Origin of the sequence: Nostoc sp. TCL240-02 (genome assembly GCF_013343235.1) — a bacterium.
GTDB lineage: Bacteria > Cyanobacteriota > Cyanobacteriia > Cyanobacteriales > Nostocaceae > Nostoc.
On record NZ_CP040094.1, the window covers coordinates 4,094,485 to 4,113,730 of the forward strand.

The window sequence follows — 19,246 nt, forward strand, 5'->3', positions numbered from 1 at the left end:
TATCTTTTAAAGAAGTAAGCTAAAATTTTCGTCTATAATTTGGGTAACTTTTTGTAAAGCGATCGCTACTCCAATTTCAGCGATTGGTGATAAGCTGTAGCCTAATTCAAAGTTTACGCCTGGTACTTTTATCCACCAAGCTGGTGGACAACGATTATAAAGGGCTTGAGTGAGAGCTAAGAGCGATCGCGGATCGGCTGTATGTCCAGCGATAATGCTGAAAGATTCAGATGAAAGCGATTGTACTTGCACTTGAGAACTTTCAGAAGTGAAACAAGCATCGATAAAGATTGCCAAATCAGCATGGGCTAAAGCTTCAACAAGTTCAGGGGTGAGTTGATGGACAGCAAGAGATTTCACATTTGATAGATGCAACGCCTTAGCTACTCGTTGTCCAATGCCATCATCACTACGCAATTCATTACCGTAACCAATGGCGTAGGCGTAGCCCGTCGTAGACATCGCTTCCGGCGGAGCATAGCCCATCGCATTAGAATTCATATTTTTAGCTGTCTAACACTATTTTAAAGTTAGAAAAAAAACTTGAGAAACTTGTGAGGAGATAGAGAAACTTGACAGAAATACTCACAAGTTCCTCAAATTCTTTTTCTAACTTCAAGATAAAGATGCCCAACTATTGCATTAATTAGCTTGAAAATTTCTGAAGCAAGAAACATAGGTTAAGCAAAAGAGATAGGCATCTGCCAAAAGTAGTGAAAAATTTTTGAACTTGGAATTGCTTAGGAGCTACACACCATGAGTACCATTGTTCAACCTCAAAGAGAATTTAATTTTTTTGATTTCTGGGATAGTTTTTGTCGCTGGATTACTAGTACAGAAAATCGGATTTACATCGGCTGGTTTGGTGTGTTGGCGATTCCCACCTTGTTGGCTGCCACCACCTGTTTTATTTTGGCTTTTATTGCCGCTCCCAGCGTAGATATGGATGGCATTCGTGAGCCAATCATGGGTTCACTGATGGATGGTAATAACTTAATTACAGCCGCAGTTGTACCGACCTCTGCTGCCATTGGTTTGCACTTTTATCCGATCTGGGACGCGGCATCAATCGATGAATGGCTCTACAATGGTGGGCCATATCAATTAATTGTGCTGCATTTTATTATTGGTATTTGGTGCTATCTAGGGCGATTTTGGGAACTGAGCTATCGTTTAGGAATGCGCGCCTGGATAGCAATTGCCTATTCTGCACCCGTCATCGCTGCTACTTCCGTTTTGCTGGTTTATCCCATTGGTCAAGGTAGTTTTTCTGATGGTTTACCTTTGGGAATCACTGGAACTTTCCACTTTATGTTGGCTTTCCAAGGTGATCATAATATCCTTATGCACCCGTTTCACATGTTGGGTGTAGCCGGTATATTCAGTGGCGCACTCTTTAGTTCTTTACATGGTTCTTTGGTGACTTCAACACTCATTCAGAAGACCGATGAAAATGAATCAATTAATGCCGGATATAAGTTGGGTCAGAAGAAATTTACCTACAAGTACCTAGCAGGACACTCTAGCTTTTTGGGACGTTTGTTGATTCCTATCTTTGCTAGTAAAAATCATCGTGCTTTCCATTTATTATTAGCAGCATTCCCAACGATAGGTATTTGGTTTGCAGCGATGGGTGTATGTTCGATGGCATTTAATATCAATGGGTTGAACTTTAATCATTCCATCTTAGATAGTCGGGGTGAAGTAATTAGAACCAATGCTGATATCCTGAACCGTGCCAATCTGGGTATAAATGCAATGCACGCTCCTAACGTCCATAATTTTCCTTTAGTTTTGTCTAGTGGTCAACCTATTCCAGTTAGTTAAAGATTGCATCCATCCATTTTTATAGTGGTTTTCAACCTGCCTGTAATTCTAGTATTAGTCAATATTGCAGGCAGGTTTTTCATCAGAAGAATTTTGAATGCGGTACTAAAAAATCAAGTGAGCTTTTTCCTTGCTTTCATGCCAAGGTGAATTTTGGGTATTTATTTCTCCAGAGGTGTTAGTTTTAAAGGATACAATGGCTCAGATCCATTTAATTGCCAAATTCTAAATACCAATACAGCAGCTACAGTTAGCCATACACAAGAAAATGATAAAGTCATTCCCGCTACAGGATTAGTTTGCCAATAAATTGCTGTCACCACTACAGCAGATAACCAAGGGCCTAAAATAACTACAGGAACAGCAGCACCTAATCTCCGTTCTACAGTAAAAATCGTATTCCAAGTATCCCCTAAAGCCAGATGTACCACAAACAAAAGTAAAGGCAGCACTAAAAATTGGTGATTCATTTGCTGCCAAATCAATACAGAAGAAATTAATTACCCGCAAAGCGGCAATTATCATCCAAACTATGGGAAATACTAAAGGTGGAGGAGACCATCTGGGTATAATTACCTGGTCATAAGTCTGGCGAGAACGGGTATTATCTAAAAGAGAAAAAATCCGTGAACGGATACTTAAGAGAGCAAAAAGTAATCCAGTCAATAAAGTGCTAAACCAACTGGGAAAAGAAGAATTGTTATCAATTAATATTACTAATTTTTCCATTCCCAGTAAAACGAGAATCATAACTACTATTTGTAGGAGTGTTCCTAGTGTATAAACTAAAATTGCTCTGATGTCTAGTTCTTGTGTAGTAGCTATTAATGTATCTCGATAATGTTGTTGATTACCAGCTTTTACCCCCATCACTGTATTGACAAACTGTTCAAGCATTCCACTATTATTGGATCAGGGTAAGAGCATCTCAATCAGGCTTGACAGAAGGATTCAGAGGAATTTAATGTAGAGTCAAGAAAACAAAAACTGAGAACGCGAATTATATAATCGTTGTCCATAGCCGTGCGCTTCATTTTTTGACGAAGACTACGTTTGTAAGTATGTTCGCGATTAAGGGCATTGAGAGCAATGCGTCGTAAAAGGGCAAAATTACGCGGACTATGGAAAGAGCGAATGCGGCAAGAATCTTCTGCAAAAGTACAATCAAGTGTCCAGTGAGCCTGGTTTTCAATACCCCAATGTTTTCGGATAGCTCGACCTAAAAGTTGAGCGTCACTATGTAAAGAAGTCAGATAAAACTGAATTTCACGAGTAGTTTGATTCCAAAGACGACGCACTCGGACAACCATAACCACACTTTGAAGTCCTGCCCATAGTCGGGGCTGGTAAAGTTCACCAATGGCAGAAACTGGAACAGACCAAACTTGACGGATTTCCGTGCGATAATGTCCTTTCTCAATGCGTTGCTCATAACTGACATCAATACCTTGAAAATCCTGTGCAGAAGCTTGTTCAAACCATTGTTCTACCTGACGGTAGAGAGTCGGGTGATTAGCCTTAAGTGCCAGAACATAATCTGCTTTCTTATCAATAATCTTTTTGGCAATTTCTGTTTGTGTCCCCATTGCATCAATGGTGATGATAGCTCCTGTGATATCTAGTAATTCTAGTAATGCGGGAATAGCAGTAATTTCATTAGATTTATCTTCCACTTTCATCTGTGCCAACACCAAATTTTGTTCGCTTGCCCAAGCACTAATTACGTGCAGTGCTGATTTCCCTTGATTGCGGTCGTAAGAACCCCTAATTGTCTTTCCATCTATGGGGATTATCTCTCCTCCCATCTTTGTCACCAGGGTTTCTATCCATCTTAGAAAACAACGATTCAATTCTTCTGGGTTAATGAACTCAAACACTCGTCGGAAGGTATCAGACGCTCGAAGACTCGCTAACGCTACGCTATCGGAGGGAATTCCATTTGGTAATGCCAAAAATTCTTCTAACCACTGTCGCTTACTTATGCCGTAATTCTCGATATCTTCCCATCCCTGCGCTCCTGCTATGACTGCCAGAATTGCAATTACTAAAATGTCCCTAAGTTGATGTTTTTTGGTTCGCTCTACTCTTGGGTCTTTAATAAGAGCAAAATGCTCCACTAGATTCTGTTGAATACGGACGATATCTGCCACTTCTGCTGGCTTTCGCTGATGAGGAGAATTTTCTAGAGTATCAGCAGATTTAATTTCAAAGCCTTCTGACATCAAATTGACTCCAGGCGATTTTCAATCGAGCAATTGAATTCATCTCATTGATCTTGCTCAGTTGTCAAGTCCATTTTTTACAGAGTCGTTTATGCTGATCTTCTTTGATTTGTCAAGTTCTCTTTATACCAAATTAGATGAGCTTACCCTGCTATTATTGGATTTATTCATAATTAAGAGATTGTGCCTAGTTTGTGATTAGTAACAATAGGTGATTATATCGCTATTCTATTACTCTAGGCAGAGGTAAATAAGAAAATTTTAGATCCAGAGGTATCTTGAATATAAGCTCGTATTCGATTCATTAATTCAGTTATTGTTATTCAATCGATAAATGTGTTTTTTAAGTTAGGATTCACAATAGATTAATCTCGCCAAACTTCATTTACAATATTCCCATCTATCCCAACTAATTGAATATGCAAAGGCATCTGTCCTGCCGCATGAGTTGAACAACTCAAACAAGGATCAAAAGCTCGAATTCCCGCTTCAACACGGTTTAACATCCCTTCAGCAATTTCTGAACCATGAATAAAATGTCGGGCAATTTGCGCGACTGTACGATTCATTGCTAGATTGTTCTGACCTGTGGCAATTACTAAATTTACTTTCTGAAGTAACCCATTTTCATCAACTTGATAATGGTGAAATAATGTACCGCGTGGTGCTTCACTTACACCTATTCCTTCTAATTGGTTGATGCCAGCATCAGCACACAATTTTTTAGACATTAAATCTGAGTCATCTATTATAATTTCTATGTGTTCAATGCAAGCCAGAATTTCAATTAACCGGGCGTAGTGATAGAAAAATGATGAAGTGACAGTGCCTTTACCTCTGTCTCTAAATTCTCTCAATTCTGCATCAGCTAAAGGCGTACCAATATGACTGCAAATATTCAGGCGTGCTAGCGGCCCTACCCGATAAATACCACTATCTAAACGACAATGGTCGCTCTGGTCAGGATAACCTAAAGGGCGATAGTAGGGAGATTTTAAATAGGAATCTGGTTGAACTGCTTCACCAATAAATTCTTGATAATGAGTTGCATCTAGTTTATCGGCAATAATATTTCCCGCACTATCTACAAAACGAATATGTCCGTCGTAGTTCTCCCACAAACCATTAGGAGTGACTAAACCCATAAATAAACTAGGAAAATTCCCGAAGGTTTGCGCTTCTCTTTGATAATTATTGAGTAAGCCTTTAAATCTACCCAGTGCATCTAATATTGTGGTGCGTGCTTCCGGGATGCGGTTTTGAATATGGGTGCGTCCTTCTATCGATAAGGGTTCGCGGACACCACCAGGAACCGCCCATGATGGATGTATCTTTCGCCCTCCCAATTGTTCAATAATCTCTTGTCCAAATTGACGCAAGCGAATTCCGCCACGCGCCAGTTCTGGTTCAGCTGCAATTAAACCAAATACATTGCGTTTTTCTGGGTCGCTATCCATTCCTAATAATAAATCTGGGGCGCTGAGGTGGAAGAAACTCAGGGCGTGGGATTGGATAATTTGTCCTAAATTCATCAAACGACGCAGTTTTTCCGCAGCTTTGGGAATTGTAACTGCAAGGATGCGATCGCCTGCCTTTGCTGAGGCTAACAAATGGCTGACCGGACAAATCCCACAAATTCGCGCCGTAATTCCTGGCATTTCCCAAAGCGGGCGACCCTCGCAGAACTTTTCAAAACCACGAAATTCTGTGACATGAAAGCGAGCATCGCTCACTTGTCCTGTATCATCCAGATAAATACTGATTTTGGCGTGTCCTTCAATTCGGGTAACTGGGTCGATGATTACTTTTTTCATAACTCTCTCAGGTCAACCACTAGACCAGTTGTCATAAATTCCTTTAGCTTCTGGATATTCGTCGCAGTATTCTTCAAAGGCTGTTTTCACGACTTTCTCGGCCCTTTGATGTGCGATCTCGGCTTGTAATTCCTCGATCGCATCCCAAGCAACAGCACATTCTTCTGAATGGATACCTTGGCGATCGCAAATGACACGAGCTTTTTTAATTTCGTCCTGAAGTTGTTGTTCTAGCAGGAAAGTATGGGGTTGCTCAAGAAAGCTACTATTAGCTAGAATGTCAACCAGGGAAATGATACCCAGTAGTTCGCCCTGAATAACGGGCGCTCTCTGCAAATTATGGTCAGCAAATAACCGCGCTATGTATTCTAAGGCAAGTTCAGGATTGACAACGATACAAGGCTTGGTCATCACTTCATGAACACGCACACTAAAGGGATCTTTACCATAAGCAATCACTTTATATACAATATCCTTTTCAGTAATCATGCCGTAGGCATCGTGTTCATGGCGGCGATCTACAACCAGCGCTTTCCAGTCCCTTGCTCTCAAGAGTCTAACTGCTTCAGCCACTGTTGCTGAACTGTGAATCGTAGCAACATCTTTAGTCATAATGTCAGATGCTTTCAACATAATTGCTTCTAAAATTATTTTGTGATTGCCTCTGTTTCAACTTAGATAAAGAATCTGAGTAACTTGTGAAGTTAACCAAACTTGATAAATTCACGTCCTTTTAGCTGTGGTTTTTCTCCCCTTAAGAGTACCTCTAACACTGCTTTAATCTGAGTTGCTGAGGGTGGACAACCTGGCAAATAAATATCAACTGGGACTACTGTATGCACTGGTATCACCCGATCTAGTAAGGTTGGTACAATGCCAGGCTCATGGGGAATTGTGCCGTGAATATCTGCTGCTTCGATGTAGCAACGTTGCAGAACAGGTTCGGCACTACCTAAAGGATTGCGTAAAGCAGTAACATTACCAGTAACAGCACAATCACCAAAAGAGACAAGAATGTGCGATCGCTCTCTGACTATCTGAATCATTTGCAGGTGATCTTCATTAGCAATTGCACCCTCAACTAACACCACATCTACCCCTAGGGGATATTCTTTAGCATCAGCAAAGGGACTATAAACTAAATCTACTTGTGCTGCTAAATCAATCAGCCATTCATCCAAATCGAGAAAAGACATGTGACAGCCAGAACAGCCGCCTAGCCAAACCGTTGCTAATTTTAAACGAGTCATTTTATTTTTTAAATAAATTTTGACCTTAGCACTCAGGACTTTAGTGCAATTTCTTGCCATTCCTGCACGACATATTTTGGGATTGAAAGATTGATGAAGTGTTGTTTACCTACAGGTATACCAATCAACAATTCTTGAGTTGACAATTGAGGCAAGACATCCTTGAAGTTATACTGAGCGATGGTTGGTGCTGGTGCTTCATCTAGAAATATATCGGGAGCAGTTAATACTTTGCCTGTATCTGTAGTAATCTTTAGAGGTAAGGGATGGGGCAATTCCTGAGAACCAGGAAATCCCACCAATCGGAGATTTATTGAAGATATTTTATTGCTATTAGAATTAACTCGCTTAAACAAAATAACTTGCCAATAATTTCCTAATTCATCATTTAATTTTTCTTGTGAGCGATAAAGGATTTCTTCTGGCGTATCTTCTAATTGCATAACAGCAGCAATTACCTGTTGAGATGTGAAGGTTGCTAAACCCAGGTATATATATTGTTAATATTGCCAGCAATAGGAGCCACCAAAAAATTTTTAGGATGCGGCGTAACATTAGGTTTACCTCGTTGTGCTAATTTATGAACAGTAGCTAAACAAGCCATTGCTGCTTTTCTCTTGCTGTAAATAGGAAATCAAGCTTGGCGCGCTGGTGTTTCATTTCCCCGACGCTCGAACCTTTGTCAAAAAGCGCACCTGTAGGGCAAGCATTAACGCATTTGCCGCAAGAAGTACAAGTATCTGAGGTTCCCCAAGGCTGATTTAAATCAGTGATTACATGAGAATTTGTTCCTCTACCCGCCATATCCCAAGTGTGCGCTCCTTCGATTTCATCACAAACACGGATGCAGCGAGTGCAAAGAACACAACGGTTATGGTCAACGCCAAAACGAGCGTGAGAAATATCGACTTTGCGATCGGGGAAATGATAATCCAACCGAACATGATCCATACCCATCTCAATTGCCAAGTCTTGCAATTCGCAATTACCGTTAGCTACACAGACCGAGCAAATGTGATTACCTTCAGCAAATAGCATTTCTATAATAGTGCGACGATATTTTTGCAGGCGATCGCTATTTGTTTGGACTTCCATACCCTCAGCAACTTTTGTTACACAAGCAGGTTGGAGTTTATTACTCCCAGCAATTTCTACTAAACAAAGTCGACAAGCGCCAACATCTTCAACTCCTTGCAAGTGGCACAAAGTAGGAATGTGAATCCCTGCATCTTGCATCGCTTGGAGAATAGTTTCCTCCTCACGGGCGCTAATAAGTTTGTCGTTGACTGTTAAAGTTTTGACTGACATTGCCTCTAGCCTCAATCAGAATGAGCCTTTCGCTTCTAAAATGCCCTGAGTCTTGAATTGTAGACAAATAGTTTGAGGAACTTGTGAATACTGATCAATACTTGCGTGAGGAAACTCCTTCTCCCAAGGGGAGACGCGAAGCGCGAACAAGCAAATCAACTCGTGGAAAGAAGAAACCCAAAGAGTGATCTTTGGAATCCCCCGCTATATCAGGTACTCTTGATTAGGGGCGGGAGGATGTCAAATATCTGCAATTATTTTGAATTGAATTATATTCACTAATAAATTATTTCCAGGAATTATTCATTAGCAGAACGTTCAAACACTACTGAAAGATTATTGGCTGGCATTTGGTAAATTTGTTTCAAGATGAAATGTTCTGCCCTAGCTGCTGCCACTACATCATCCAAGTTCCGCACACCCCATTCTTGGTTTTGGGTGTGTAAATATTCGTCAAAAGCTGCATTACTCGCTGCTGTATGTTCTCCACCTTGTTTGAAGGGCCCATATAAATAGAGGATACCTCCTGCTTTTAGGATACGACCTGCCCCTGCCATTAGCCCCAAACAGGCTGACCACGGTGAAATGTGAATCATATTAATGTTGACGATAGCAACAATTGGCTCCCTATCAAGCCACTGAGTTACTTCTCCTTTTTCCACTGCCCAAACTGGTTCTCTAACATCTAGCTCAAGTGGTGGATAAACGTTATCAGAGGCATTGTGTTCAGTCCATGCACTAATGCTGACTCGTGACTCTAAATTTGCATCTGTTGGTAGCCACAGGCGAGGACTTAGCCTAGATGCAAAAAAGACTGCGTGTTCACCAGTACCACTTGCTATTTCTAAAATAGTGCCACTTTCTGGTAATACCTGCAAAAGTATTTCTAGAATTGGTTCTCGGTTGCGCTCAGTTGCTGGTGCGTATTGTCGTGCGTCTTGTGGTGTCATTCTTATCGTGATATTTTATAATTTTTCTCGCATAGTGCGCTTCCCGATAGTAACAATATAGATGATGTAGCCTATGCCCATTACAGTAATTATTGAGATAAAAAGTATCCACAGTTCATGTATTATCACTAGATACGTTCTTTTCGCATTGACGAAACAACTTTGACAATTAGATTTTAAACCTTAAACTTACAAACGTGTTTCATGGCTAAAAAAAAATCACTTCCATTACAATCAACTAAAGTAACTCCATTAGCCCTCTCTCAATTACATATCCGCTTGGAGTTTTTAGAAGCAGAACACAAATCGCTACTTAAACAGATTAAGAGAAAGCGAACAGAATTGAACAATTTTGTCGAGCAAATGCGAACCTTTGCCACAGAAATATTTCATCAAGCTAGTCCCCACTTTCAAAAAATGGCTGAGTTAGACCGAGATATTCATGCTCTATTTGATGAAATTTTTACCACTAGAAAGTTTGGGAAACAAACCATCAAAAATATAGAGGCAGTTTACCTTGAACTCCAGTTGACAGGAATTATTAGTCCAAACGCGAATCGCAAACAATTCAATACAGAGTTAAACGAACTATTTAATAATTCCGAATCCGAATCAGATTTCTCAGAGGAAGCGGCTGAAGGTAGTCATCAATATTGGCAAGCACAACAGTCTGTAGAATCTCCCTCTGTAGGAAGAACAGAGGATAAGAGAAAAATTCGGGAAACATTTCTCAGATTAGCTGAAATCTTTCACCCTGATAAGACAAGAGACAGCGAGACACAGATATATCATACAGAAATCATGAAATCAATTAATAAAGCTTACCAAGAAGGAGATTTGGCAAGACTTTTAGAAATTGAGCGAATTCAGCAGGTGGGAGAAGTTATTGATCTTAATAACGAGGATGATTTAACTCGCAAATGTCGAACTATAGAACAGCAAAATCAAATTCTCCTCACTCAATATGAAAATTTGAAACTGGAACTACGTTTAGTAAAAAATACTCCAGAAGGAGCTATGGTAAGTGATTCTCGTAAAGCTGCTAAAAAAGGCATTAACTCTATGTCTTTGATGCTAAAAACAATAGAATCTCAAATGAATGTTATTTCTCAAATCCGCGATTTTGTCAAGGACTTTAGAGAGCAGAAGATCACTATCAAAGAATTTCTCGGTGGCCCACCAACTCCACACTCCTTAGATGAAGAAATGATGGAAGATATTCTTGAGCAGATGTTGTCAGAATTAATGAGATAGTACAGTTTAACTTAACTGGCTCCGAAACTTATGAACACTAATAGTTAATACAACAACGGCAAAACCAAGCACTGCTAGAACATTTAACCACAGCACATCTAAACGGGAGCATCTCACTTTTTAAAGTGGCTCAAACTGACAATAATCCATTGAGGTAAGCACAGCGATGGGCTAGGACTTGAGGCACATTTTCTCGTTTCCATTGTGCCCCGGAAATTTTTGTTCGACGGTCAACCTGTTTAACGGCAGATTCAACTGAACCTGAACCAATTGAACAAATTTCTTCAGCTTGATAATATTCGTAGTTGATAATGCGATTGCGATGCTTATCAAGATAACGGCAAAAGTTTTGTACTTGTTTGCCTTTACAATCTGTAAATAAGGCAATAGTAGCCTCAACTTGGCCTTTCCATAGTAGATTTTGTGCTTGTTTCAAGCGTTTTTGTGAACCCCCAACTTTGTGGAGGTTTTCTATTAAATGGAACCAATCAAGTATTTCTCGACGTTGTGCATCAGGTGCTAATTGGTCAATTATATTCCAAATGCCGTCATGTCCATCACCAATACAAGTGAGTGGGCTAGCCAGTGGTTGGTCATTAACCCAATCAATCACAATCTGATTATTCTGAAATGAAGTTCCCAAGATTCCGAGATGATGTAAGCTAATTGCTTTATAGCCAAGCCATGCACATATTTGACCTTTAGGAGTTCGGACACGGATGTTTCCACCATCGACGCTTAATTCTTCAATTGTCTGTTCTGGTGTTGGCAACTCAAAATTCTGGCGATGCACTAATCTCTGTTGACTGCTGTGAGAAACCTCTATGCCCGTAAAATACTTGATGTCTGATGCCGCATCTTCATAGCTGACATTCGCACTTACCCTCAAACAACAAGTTTCTAGATATGGACTCAGTTGAGTACTTGGTGCGACTTCTAATTCAATGGCTTGTTTGCTCGTTATTGCTAACTCTCCAAGAATGCTTTTGAGCCGTCGTTGGTATCCTGCGGTTGTCCCTGTAATCGTTTCGATAAAAAAACCCCTACTTCTGGCATAACATGCTTCTGCATTTGACTCCGCACTGCTTCTTCAATTGCTGCAAGATTTGTGAGCTTTTCTTTTGACGTATCTTCATACAATATTTTAGCAATCGCCTGAATATGTTTTTGAAGAGCTTGCTTTTGTTCTGGGGTCATCGGTAAGTAAATACACTCGTCTTACCTATCCTGACTGATTTTCGTCTTCTTTGCAAAAAACTGGGATGCTCCCCATCTAAACCAACTCCTTTGAGTAAAATACCTCTAACAATAGTAATGTAATGACGAAGTGGATTAAATAGAGAGAGAAATTTAAATAAAGGAGGCATGAATTCAATAGGAGATATTGCTCCAGAAGTTTGAATCATTGGTAAATTTATAAAAAAAGATGTGAGTAATACTTGTTGTTGAGAACCGCAAATAGTTGCCAACATAATGCCCAAACTAATTCTCACAAATACATACATACTTGATAAAGCAAGAAAGAGCAAAAAGCTTCCACGGAAGGGTAGGCTAAATACGATTGTTCCCAAGGTTAAAGCCAGTAACACATCTCCCATAAGCAGGAATGCCAACGGTATAATTTTAGTTAATAAAATTTCCCAATTGCTAGAGGGAGTCATTAACAATTGCTCTAAAGTTCCTGTATCTTTCTCGCGGACAACGGTTACTGCTGATACTAATGTACCGATTAATGTCAGGACTCAACCCATAACCCCTGGTACGAAAAACCAGCTACTTGTGAGTCCAGGATTGTAGAGAAAAACGACTTCGGTTGAAACTGGCGGACTGAATTGACCCTGTACAAAACTGAAATTACATTGTTGGATAATCTGATTAACATAGTTAGCAGCAATTCCGGCTGTAATTGCATTCACTCCATTGATGAATACTTGAATTTCTGCTGATTTATTGGCTAGTTGGCGGGGAAAATTTGGTGGAATTATCATTCCTACATCTAGCTTACCTTCTTCTACTTGGCGACTTAAATCTTTTTCACTGGTTGGTACAGTTTCTAAGTTAAAAGTGTGATTGGATGTCATTGCTGAAACTAGTTCTCGACTGGCGGAGATATTAGCATAGTCAATCACACCCAGTCGTAAATTATGGACATCCGGGTTAAGTGCAAATCCGTAAAGCAATAATTGTACTGTTGGTGGCACAATTAATATAACCACCAATTGTCTGTTTCGCAAAATTTGATTAATTTCTTTACGCACTAATCCGTGATTTCTCACAAGTTAGAAAAAAACATTCAGATGCTCAAGATTAAGACTAATCGAATTGATACATAACTAACTCAGAAATGAAGACGAGATATTTTTAAGTATTAATACAGAGTATATTAGCTAAATAAATAACTAAAAATACTGAAGTGCTGAAATAAAAAACCTTTGGATATAAAATCTAGGCATGGCAAAATTAGAGTCCTATATCAAACTCTCAGTGCGTGTTAATAATTCAGGTTTAAATGGTGTCAAATCAACCAAAATTAGGCAAGATACTCAAACCCAGAATTAGGAATTACTGACCCAGAAGCAACAGCACAAATCTTTTTTGGCTCACTGGTATCCTATGTGATCGTGCAGGAAATGCTCTATGGCAAAGAAATGATGCCATTATCACGCGATCGCATTTTAGATAGTTTAATGAGTTTGGTACTTGCCCATACAAGCAAAGATCACTAAAAGAATTGAAATTGAACTTAGTTTTGAAGTGGCGCAATCAGTTCAATAAAGAAAAGTGGGAGCGCAGGGATAACCGTTTGGGTAGAAGAAAGTAAAGCTTAGTGTTAAAGCAAATCCCCTTTAACAGCTATTATTCGGTTTACCGAACCGAGAAATGCGAGTAAACCGTAATATCTTTTTTACCGCCTAATCTGGTGCGGGAATCATCAATTGTTTGGTGAGAAAACCGAATTTACAAACTTGTTATTTCTCAATATTATGGAAATCAAAGCAAGGATTTAAATCCAAAGTTGGTTGAGCCAAAAACTACTACTGATACAAGGGATAAATTAATATGTTATTTCGTTACAACTCTGCACAAGATTTCAACACTTTAGAAAGTTACATCAACGGCCTATTGGGAGACACTAGAGTCCCATCTACACAGTTTGAAAAAGGCTCTGTCAAAGTTCCGGCTGCTGAACTGCAAGAAACTGATGATGCAATTTATCTGAAGCTAGAACTGCCAGGGCTGGAAGCTAAAGACCTAGATATTCAAGTTACAGAAGATACTGTTCACATTAGCGGTGAACGCAAGTCTGAAACCAAAACCCAAAACAATGGCACTACCAAGAGCGAATTCTACTATGGTAAATTCCAACGTATAATTCCTCTATCTGCTCGGGTTCAAAATACTAATGTCACCGCAGATTATAAAAACGGTATTTTGAATTTGACACTGCCCAAGTCCGAGCGAGAAAAGAACAAAGTTGTCAAAGTTAATCTAGAGCAAACTGCTGTTTAATTGATGTTGAGGAAACTACTCTACCCCCAATAATTGATTGAGATAGCTAAAAGCCCAGTTAAAAGATGACTGGGCTTTTTTGTGGAGAAAATGGATTTGATTTTTGTTCGCGCAGTGTGGCGTAGCCATATTTACTTGCGTGGGACAGCAATAAGAAAGAAGGCTTTTTGAGTTGTACAGAGTTTTTGCACGCAATCAAATATGAGTCCTATATGTTGATGAAATACCCCGTTCGCTATCTGTTATATCTGTCGTCTCTGTCATATCTGTCGTTTCTGTTATATCTGTCGTTTCTGTCATATCTGTCGTTTCTGTCATATCTGTCATATCTGTCGTTTCTACGACCGCCAACTGAAAACTCAGCTCGACAACCATTTTTCACCCAAATACGATTTCTTCCATAGCCCCAATTTCCCCTGCAACTGGCGTTAGACAATTGCCTGACAAGCCTCACTCTACCTCTTGTATTTATCGAACAAGTATTCCTTCGATTATTCTGGCTTGAACAAGTTATTATTTCCTGAGCTGAAGCTGGAGCAGCAATACTCAAAACTGTACCTGTAGTAAGACTGGCAGCCAGAAAGGTGATAGCAATTATGGGAAGGCGCATAATCATATAAAACGTCAGATTTCTTTCAGATTTCAGAGAGAAAAACTATATTTTATTGTAGCGAATTCCATTAAGAGCTAAGAAATCAAATTAGATTAAATGTAAAGAATATTTACACAATTAATCTCATTAAATACAACAGGCTCAAGACCAGCATGAGTTAAGGCAAGGGCAGTTGCAGCACGGCCAATTCCACCACAATAATAATTGCTTTTTTCATAAGTTACCTGTTGATCAACAGACTTTCCCTGATAGTTTTTTGTTTCGTTTTTTGGGAAAACTCCTCAGTTAACAGTAAACCTATAGCCATGACAAATTCAGATGCACTACCAGCAAGTGTACCTACTACATCTGAGGGCAAAGCATTACCAAAAAAGGAAAGCAATGTTCCTAAAAATAACCAAGGCAATTTCAGTCGGAACCAAATACCAATGCCAATTAGTAGGACAAATATATTAACTACAATCGTGATAATTGGCGGGCCACTCAAGTTGGCAACATGATAACGTAGAATTCCCGCAAACTCTGTTGGAACTATTTCTAGCCCTATATAATGGGTGGCAATATCTATTGCTGCAAGTCCCAATGCAACGATCGCAGATAAAACCCGCATTACTCTATTGGCCCAACCAGCTCCGGCGCGGTGAGCGAGTTCAACACCAATCACAATGAATAGCGGTACAACTAAATAATGTAATAAAAAGCGCAGCATACTGAGAGTTTTCAAAAGCTCTCCTGCACCAATCAGACTTCCTATTGAAAGAATAAGATTGTCATAGCTAATGCTCAATAACACTATAGGCAACACTATCATTGCGAAGCTGGTTGATTGCTGCCACAGACGAATTGCCCTGCCTATTAACACCCATTCGATCAAGGCAAGACTTAGATGTGTTAGGGGATAAATTATTGACATAAGTAATGTATTCATATAGCTTTATATATTCAAAGCACAAATATTGAGTGCTGAAGCTGATAAAGATAATTTGTACCTGGAATAAAAGCTAGAGCCACTTATTCCCAAGATTTGTGGCTGTAATTACACTTGAAACTGGTTATTTTGTTGAACCTATAATTTTTAATGCCAATTAGAGAAAAGATTGCCTCCATCACTGTACTTCAAAGCTACGATATCAACTAAAAAATGTATTTAATAGTACCCTTGAGGGTACTATTAAGTTGAGTTGTTATTTCATAGCAGCTTCGATTTTTTCTCTTTTCTCTACGAGAAGTTTCCTTACAAAACGCTATATGTGCGTTTCGAATGCAGTCGTCAGTGCAATCGCCTTTGTCTGAAGCAGTAGACTCAGTTGGAATACTGCCTTCTCCCTTTTTTACGGAGCTTTGGGTTTGACAAACTTTAGGGTCATGCGATCGCTCTCTCCAATAGTAACGAAGCGTTCCCTATCCTTTTGACCTTGGCTCAAGGTTGGAGGTAGTGTCCAGACTCCGCCCGGATAGTCCTTAGTATCTTTTGGGTTGGCGTTAATTTCTGATTTACCCACCAATTTGAAGCCTACTTTCTCCACAGCAGTAATTACCTCATCTTCAGACATATAGCCAGTTTTTATACTCTCTTGTAAAGAAATGCCTGGTTTGGCGCGGTGTTCTTCCACTCCCAGAATGCCCCCTGGCTTGAGTGCTTTGTAAGCCGCCGCGTAAACCTGCTCGGCATAGCCAGCACTAACCCAGTTATGAATATTACGGAAGGTAACAACCAAGTCTACAGAGTTATCTGGGGCTAAGGTAAGTTCGTTGGGAGGATTGATTGGAACTACTTTAACCTTACCAAAAACCTCTGGATTAGCTGCTAGCTTCTGTTGGAAAGCTAAGGTGGATTTACTGTTACTGGCAGAGTTAGTAACTATGAGTTGTCCCTTTGATGCTAGAAATGGGGCTAATATCTCGGTATACCACCCACTCCCTGGCCATAATTCAACCACGGTCATGTTGGGGCTTAAACCAAAGAATTTTAGAGTTTCGGCGGGGTGGCGGTACTTGTCGCGATCGCTATTTGCAAGGGAGCGATGACTGCTAGTAAGTATGGTTTGGAGTGTTGTTGTGCCATCGAAAGTTGGGGATTTTCCGCTCTCGTTAGCTAGAACGCTGGCGGGTAGCACAGATGCCAATATAAATAAAGCTAGAGTCAGGGTTTTTAGCAAGCTTTGGCGATATATAGGATTTTGTCTCATAAATGTTTTTTCTCCTTTCCGTCAGCATAAGGGCAAATAGCCCCTTCTAATCGTGTTATGCCTGATTTTCTAGGTTGTTTATCGAAATAGAATTCTGACCGAAGAGGAGCGATGGCGCGAAGCGCCAGCCAGAGGCGATCGCACAAACAGATAACTCATAAAAGTTAGCTTTTTTCTGGTGGATCTACTTATAATGATTCCAACATTTACCAATCACCCCCCATTACTTATGGCAATACTTCAACTGATTGAACCTGAAGTTAAAGATTTGGGTGGGTTTATTGCCCGCCGCAGTTTGCCATATCTTCATCGTCAAATGGTTGGGCCGTTTATCTTCTTTGATCATGTTGGCCCGTCTGTTTTGCCACCCAACAAAGGTATCGATGTTCGACCACATCCTCATATCAATCTCGCTACCGTAACTTACCTATTTGATGGTGCTTTGATGCACCGCGATAGTTTAGGCACTGTACAGGAAATTCAACAGGGTGCTGTAAACTGGATGACGGCGGGAAAAGGGATTGTACATTCGGAGCGATCGCCAGACAGCGATCGTCAAAAAGAAAGTACCATTCATGGCATTCAAACCTGGGTCGCCTTGCCTGTAGAATACGAAGAAATCGATCCAAGCTTCACTCACTATCCTGCCCAAACCCTTCCTAGCTGGGAAGAGAATGGCGCTATCATCAAACTCATTGCAGGAGTTGCACTTGGGTACACCTCACCAGTCAAAGTTTTCTCACCTATTCTCTATTTAGATGTAATACTGTCTGCCAATGCTCACTTTACTATCCCCACTGGTTATTCAGAAAGGGCAGTATACAGCGTCACAGAAGGTTTGAGCATTAATGAGCAACCGCTAGAGCCATATCGCCTTGCCATCCTAAAACCAGTCGATGAAATCAGGGTTTCTGCTGCTGCTCCTGCTCGGTGCATTGTTATTGGTGGTGAACCATTGGGTACACGCTACAAATGGTGGAATTTTGTTTCTAGCCGACCAGAGCGGATAGAGCAAGCAAAAGCCGATTGGCGGGATTGCCGCTTTGCTAACGTTTCAGAAGAAACAGAGTTTATTCCACTGCCTGAAGTGGTGACAGAGGCTAATCCCTTTTAGTATCAGTATGGTGTTGGGGGTAGGCGACGCAAACCTAAAGTTTCTAGTGGGGACTTTAGTCCTCATAATCAAGTTTCACGCTTCAGTCCATAACTTTTACACAACAAAGTGCTACTTCCTTTAATTGGATGAAGTCGAACTAAGCTGTCGAAGAAACTCAATATTCAAATCTAACTTTTCTCCTAACCAGAGAGAATAAACCGCGTGGTCTGAGACAGCATCGCCTGTCTCAGGGTGGACGAGAATATCTAATCCCTCACGATTAAGCATTAACCAAGGAACGACTTTATCAAACTGATTCGGTAAGAAAGCAACTTGATACATCCCTTTTGGGTGGGGCCCAATAGGCTTATCAAACCAGCGTCCGAGTTGTACTTCAAATCTTGCGCCCAATCCTTCACGAACACGCGCAGCGACATCCCGACTCGCAATATCGAAGTAAACATGAGCATGAAAACCAGCGATCTCAATGGTATCTTCTTTCATAGATCCACTTTTTGCTCTCAACTCTAATTTTGGGTAGAAGACTTTTTCTTTTTCACTGAAAAAGCAATGTCTACAACGGGCCACGCCTACGCTCAATTTTAGCCTAATACCGTGCAGTTGAGGATAGCGTGTAGCAATCTGACTCTATAGAACCCATTTGACATCTAAGAAGAGGCTGCAAGCCTCTGAAGCATTAGCCGAATGAAACAAAGATTAACCTTGGCAGTTGCATTATCTAGAGTTCTCTCAAAGTTCTTAACGAGAATTTTGCATCTCTCAATCCAAGCATTTGACCGTTCAATTACCCACCTCGCGGCAACCGGAACAAACCCAGATTTCCCTAATTCTTTGTTTTGTTGTTTTGATGGTTTTGCCGAAAGTTCAAACCTGATTTTCGTCATCATTTGGGGATAAACTTTTTCTAGCTCCTCCCTCAAATACTCAGGGTGATAACCGTGGTCTAGCAGAATGGTGATTTTGGGAATATTGACGGGTTTTGACTGGAAATAATCAATGTTTTTAGTCAACATCTCAATCAAACCCCTATCATCAGATACATTTGCTTTAGTGCAATGAGTAAAGAAGGGAAACCCCAGGGTATCAACGGCTAGATGTCTTTTAATGCCATTTGTCGAGAAAGTAGAAACAATACCCTTTCGATGTAATACTCGCATTACAGGTGTTTTTCACCGCTTGAGAGTCGATAATT

Annotated in this window: 20 protein-coding genes and 3 pseudogenes; 4 read left to right on the top strand and 19 right to left on the bottom strand. The window is 40.3% G+C overall.

Translation table 11 applies throughout. The annotated features are described in order from the left end of the window. Positions 1-6: 6 nt before the first annotated feature. Complete coding sequence (locus tag FBB35_RS17420; protein ID WP_174713678.1) at positions 7-462, bottom strand: hydrogenase maturation protease; 456 nt, start codon at positions 460-462, stop codon at positions 7-9. A gap of 294 nt (positions 463-756) precedes the next feature. Here FBB35_RS17420 and FBB35_RS17425 point away from each other — a divergent pair, with 294 nt between their 5' ends. Continuing rightward, positions 757-1,827 (top strand): Photosystem Q(B) protein 1, encoded by a 1,071-nt coding sequence (locus FBB35_RS17425; protein ID WP_174710715.1) that lies wholly within the window; start codon positions 757-759, stop codon positions 1,825-1,827. Between the two features lie 161 nt (positions 1,828-1,988). Here the strand turns inward: FBB35_RS17425 and FBB35_RS34785 are convergent, their stop codons facing one another. The 10 genes and pseudogenes from FBB35_RS34785 to FBB35_RS17465 all read right to left on the bottom strand — a co-directional run bounded on the left by FBB35_RS34785 (position 1,989) and on the right by FBB35_RS17465 (position 9,371). Further along, positions 1,989-2,297: a tryptophan-rich sensory protein gene (locus tag FBB35_RS34785; protein WP_254625595.1), complete on the bottom strand. Its 309-nt coding sequence runs from the start codon at positions 2,295-2,297 to the stop codon at positions 1,989-1,991. 76 nt (positions 2,298-2,373) lie between these two features. Continuing rightward, positions 2,374-2,724 (bottom strand): annotated as a pseudogene (locus FBB35_RS35800) (TspO protein); the annotation flags it as partial. Positions 2,725-2,759: 35 nt separating this feature from the next. Further along, positions 2,760-4,049 (bottom strand): ISAs1 family transposase, encoded by a 1,290-nt coding sequence (locus FBB35_RS17435; protein WP_174710716.1) that lies wholly within the window; start codon positions 4,047-4,049, stop codon positions 2,760-2,762. 365 nt (positions 4,050-4,414) lie between these two features. After that, complete coding sequence (locus FBB35_RS17440) at positions 4,415-5,863, bottom strand: Ni/Fe hydrogenase subunit alpha (protein WP_174710717.1); 1,449 nt, start codon at positions 5,861-5,863, stop codon at positions 4,415-4,417. Positions 5,864-5,875: 12 nt separating this feature from the next. Next, on the bottom strand, positions 5,876-6,496 hold the full coding sequence (locus FBB35_RS17445) for a CP12 domain-containing protein (RefSeq protein ID WP_174710718.1): 621 nt from the start codon (positions 6,494-6,496) through the stop codon (positions 5,876-5,878). A gap of 71 nt (positions 6,497-6,567) precedes the next feature. Next, positions 6,568-7,113 carry an oxidoreductase gene (locus tag FBB35_RS17450; RefSeq protein ID WP_174710719.1) on the bottom strand — a complete coding sequence of 182 codons (546 nt, stop codon included), beginning with the start codon at positions 7,111-7,113 and terminating at the stop codon, positions 6,568-6,570. A gap of 32 nt (positions 7,114-7,145) precedes the next feature. After that, complete coding sequence (locus FBB35_RS17455) at positions 7,146-7,556, bottom strand: DUF3122 domain-containing protein (RefSeq protein ID WP_254625596.1); 411 nt, start codon at positions 7,554-7,556, stop codon at positions 7,146-7,148. Positions 7,557-7,591: 35 nt separating this feature from the next. After that, a complete protein-coding gene (locus FBB35_RS35495; protein ID WP_302480912.1) occupies positions 7,592-7,717 on the bottom strand; it encodes a hypothetical protein in 126 nt (41 codons plus the stop codon). Further along, entirely contained in the window at positions 7,705-8,421 is a 717-nt protein-coding gene (hoxU, locus tag FBB35_RS17460; RefSeq protein WP_174710720.1) for a bidirectional hydrogenase complex protein HoxU, read from the bottom strand. The genes FBB35_RS35495 and hoxU overlap by 13 nt, the downstream gene beginning before the upstream one ends. Positions 8,422-8,720: 299 nt before the next feature. Then, positions 8,721-9,371, bottom strand: a complete 651-nt coding sequence (locus FBB35_RS17465; protein WP_174710721.1) for a DUF938 domain-containing protein — start codon at positions 9,369-9,371, stop codon at positions 8,721-8,723. A gap of 204 nt (positions 9,372-9,575) precedes the next feature. Between FBB35_RS17465 and FBB35_RS17470 the strand changes: the two genes are divergently transcribed. Continuing rightward, the gene (locus FBB35_RS17470; protein WP_174710722.1) at positions 9,576-10,625 is read left to right on the top strand and encodes a J domain-containing protein; all 1,050 of its coding nucleotides are present in this window, start codon (positions 9,576-9,578) and stop codon (positions 10,623-10,625) included. A 130-nt stretch (positions 10,626-10,755) separates the two neighbouring features. Here FBB35_RS17470 and FBB35_RS17475 read toward each other — a convergent pair. Then, positions 10,756-11,822, bottom strand: a protein-coding gene (locus tag FBB35_RS17475; RefSeq protein ID WP_174708235.1) for an ISKra4 family transposase whose coding sequence is annotated in 2 segments (ribosomal slippage) — positions 10,756-11,666 and positions 11,666-11,822 — 1,068 coding nt in all. Because the reading frame shifts where the segments join, the coding sequence is not laid out codon by codon here. Next, positions 11,819-12,901, bottom strand: a pseudogene (locus tag FBB35_RS17480) (ABC transporter permease). Before FBB35_RS17480 ends, FBB35_RS17475 begins: the two are co-directional and overlap by 4 nt. Before the next feature lie 784 nt (positions 12,902-13,685). On the opposite strand from FBB35_RS17480, the gene FBB35_RS17490 reads away from it, so the two are divergent. Beyond that, positions 13,686-14,135 carry an Hsp20/alpha crystallin family protein gene (locus FBB35_RS17490; RefSeq protein WP_174710723.1) on the top strand — a complete coding sequence of 150 codons (450 nt, stop codon included), beginning with the start codon at positions 13,686-13,688 and terminating at the stop codon, positions 14,133-14,135. Between the two features lie 195 nt (positions 14,136-14,330). On the opposite strand, the gene FBB35_RS34795 is transcribed toward FBB35_RS17490, so the two are convergent. The 4 genes and pseudogenes from FBB35_RS34795 to FBB35_RS17505 all read right to left on the bottom strand — a co-directional run bounded on the left by FBB35_RS34795 (position 14,331) and on the right by FBB35_RS17505 (position 16,937). Beyond that, on the bottom strand, positions 14,331-14,510 hold the full coding sequence (locus tag FBB35_RS34795) for a hypothetical protein (protein ID WP_254625597.1): 180 nt from the start codon (positions 14,508-14,510) through the stop codon (positions 14,331-14,333). A gap of 19 nt (positions 14,511-14,529) precedes the next feature. After that, positions 14,530-14,751, bottom strand: a pseudogene (locus tag FBB35_RS35805) (DUF3011 domain-containing protein); the annotation flags it as partial. A 217-nt stretch (positions 14,752-14,968) separates the two neighbouring features. After that, positions 14,969-15,676, bottom strand: a complete 708-nt coding sequence (locus FBB35_RS17500) for a hypothetical protein (RefSeq protein WP_254625598.1) — start codon at positions 15,674-15,676, stop codon at positions 14,969-14,971. 403 nt (positions 15,677-16,079) lie between these two features. Beyond that, positions 16,080-16,937, bottom strand: coding sequence for a class I SAM-dependent methyltransferase (locus tag FBB35_RS17505; protein WP_174710725.1), 858 nt, complete (start codon positions 16,935-16,937; stop codon positions 16,080-16,082). Between the two features lie 229 nt (positions 16,938-17,166). Between FBB35_RS17505 and FBB35_RS17510 the strand changes: the two genes are divergently transcribed. Beyond that, complete coding sequence (locus tag FBB35_RS17510) at positions 17,167-18,051, top strand: pirin family protein (RefSeq protein WP_174710726.1); 885 nt, start codon at positions 17,167-17,169, stop codon at positions 18,049-18,051. Between the two features lie 120 nt (positions 18,052-18,171). On the opposite strand, the gene FBB35_RS17515 is transcribed toward FBB35_RS17510, so the two are convergent. Further along, positions 18,172-18,537, bottom strand: a complete 366-nt coding sequence (locus FBB35_RS17515; RefSeq protein WP_174710727.1) for a DOPA 4,5-dioxygenase family protein — start codon at positions 18,535-18,537, stop codon at positions 18,172-18,174. Positions 18,538-18,701: 164 nt separating this feature from the next. After that, a complete protein-coding gene (locus FBB35_RS17520; RefSeq protein WP_254625599.1) occupies positions 18,702-19,211 on the bottom strand; it encodes a transposase in 510 nt (169 codons plus the stop codon). Positions 19,212-19,246 lie beyond the last annotated feature (35 nt).

What these genes read in the sequence shown, in the direction of transcription:
- FBB35_RS17420 (WP_174713678.1), bottom strand. Translation starts at nt 462, where the DNA reads ATGTCTACGACGGGCTACGCCTACGCCATTGGTTACGGTAATGAATTG.
- FBB35_RS17425 (WP_174710715.1), top strand. Translation starts at nt 757, where the DNA reads ATGAGTACCATTGTTCAACCTCAAAGAGAATTTAATTTTTTTGATTTC.
- FBB35_RS34785 (WP_254625595.1), bottom strand. Translation starts at nt 2,297, where the DNA reads ATGAATCACCAATTTTTAGTGCTGCCTTTACTTTTGTTTGTGGTACAT.
- FBB35_RS17435 (WP_174710716.1), bottom strand. Translation starts at nt 4,049, where the DNA reads ATGTCAGAAGGCTTTGAAATTAAATCTGCTGATACTCTAGAAAATTCT.
- FBB35_RS17440 (WP_174710717.1), bottom strand. Translation starts at nt 5,863, where the DNA reads ATGAAAAAAGTAATCATCGACCCAGTTACCCGAATTGAAGGACACGCC.
- FBB35_RS17445 (WP_174710718.1), bottom strand. Translation starts at nt 6,496, where the DNA reads ATGTTGAAAGCATCTGACATTATGACTAAAGATGTTGCTACGATTCAC.
- FBB35_RS17450 (WP_174710719.1), bottom strand. Translation starts at nt 7,113, where the DNA reads ATGACTCGTTTAAAATTAGCAACGGTTTGGCTAGGCGGCTGTTCTGGC.
- FBB35_RS17455 (WP_254625596.1), bottom strand. Translation starts at nt 7,556, where the DNA reads ATGCAATTAGAAGATACGCCAGAAGAAATCCTTTATCGCTCACAAGAA.
- FBB35_RS35495 (WP_302480912.1), bottom strand. Translation starts at nt 7,717, where the DNA reads ATGGCTTGTTTAGCTACTGTTCATAAATTAGCACAACGAGGTAAACCT.
- hoxU (WP_174710720.1), bottom strand. Translation starts at nt 8,421, where the DNA reads ATGTCAGTCAAAACTTTAACAGTCAACGACAAACTTATTAGCGCCCGT.
- FBB35_RS17465 (WP_174710721.1), bottom strand. Translation starts at nt 9,371, where the DNA reads ATGACACCACAAGACGCACGACAATACGCACCAGCAACTGAGCGCAAC.
- FBB35_RS17470 (WP_174710722.1), top strand. Translation starts at nt 9,576, where the DNA reads ATGGCTAAAAAAAAATCACTTCCATTACAATCAACTAAAGTAACTCCA.
- FBB35_RS17490 (WP_174710723.1), top strand. Translation starts at nt 13,686, where the DNA reads ATGTTATTTCGTTACAACTCTGCACAAGATTTCAACACTTTAGAAAGT.
- FBB35_RS34795 (WP_254625597.1), bottom strand. Translation starts at nt 14,510, where the DNA reads ATGGTTGTCGAGCTGAGTTTTCAGTTGGCGGTCGTAGAAACGACAGAT.
- FBB35_RS17500 (WP_254625598.1), bottom strand. Translation starts at nt 15,676, where the DNA reads ATGAATACATTACTTATGTCAATAATTTATCCCCTAACACATCTAAGT.
- FBB35_RS17505 (WP_174710725.1), bottom strand. Translation starts at nt 16,937, where the DNA reads ATGAGACAAAATCCTATATATCGCCAAAGCTTGCTAAAAACCCTGACT.
- FBB35_RS17510 (WP_174710726.1), top strand. Translation starts at nt 17,167, where the DNA reads ATGGCAATACTTCAACTGATTGAACCTGAAGTTAAAGATTTGGGTGGG.
- FBB35_RS17515 (WP_174710727.1), bottom strand. Translation starts at nt 18,537, where the DNA reads ATGAAAGAAGATACCATTGAGATCGCTGGTTTTCATGCTCATGTTTAC.
- FBB35_RS17520 (WP_254625599.1), bottom strand. Translation starts at nt 19,211, where the DNA reads ATGCGAGTATTACATCGAAAGGGTATTGTTTCTACTTTCTCGACAAAT.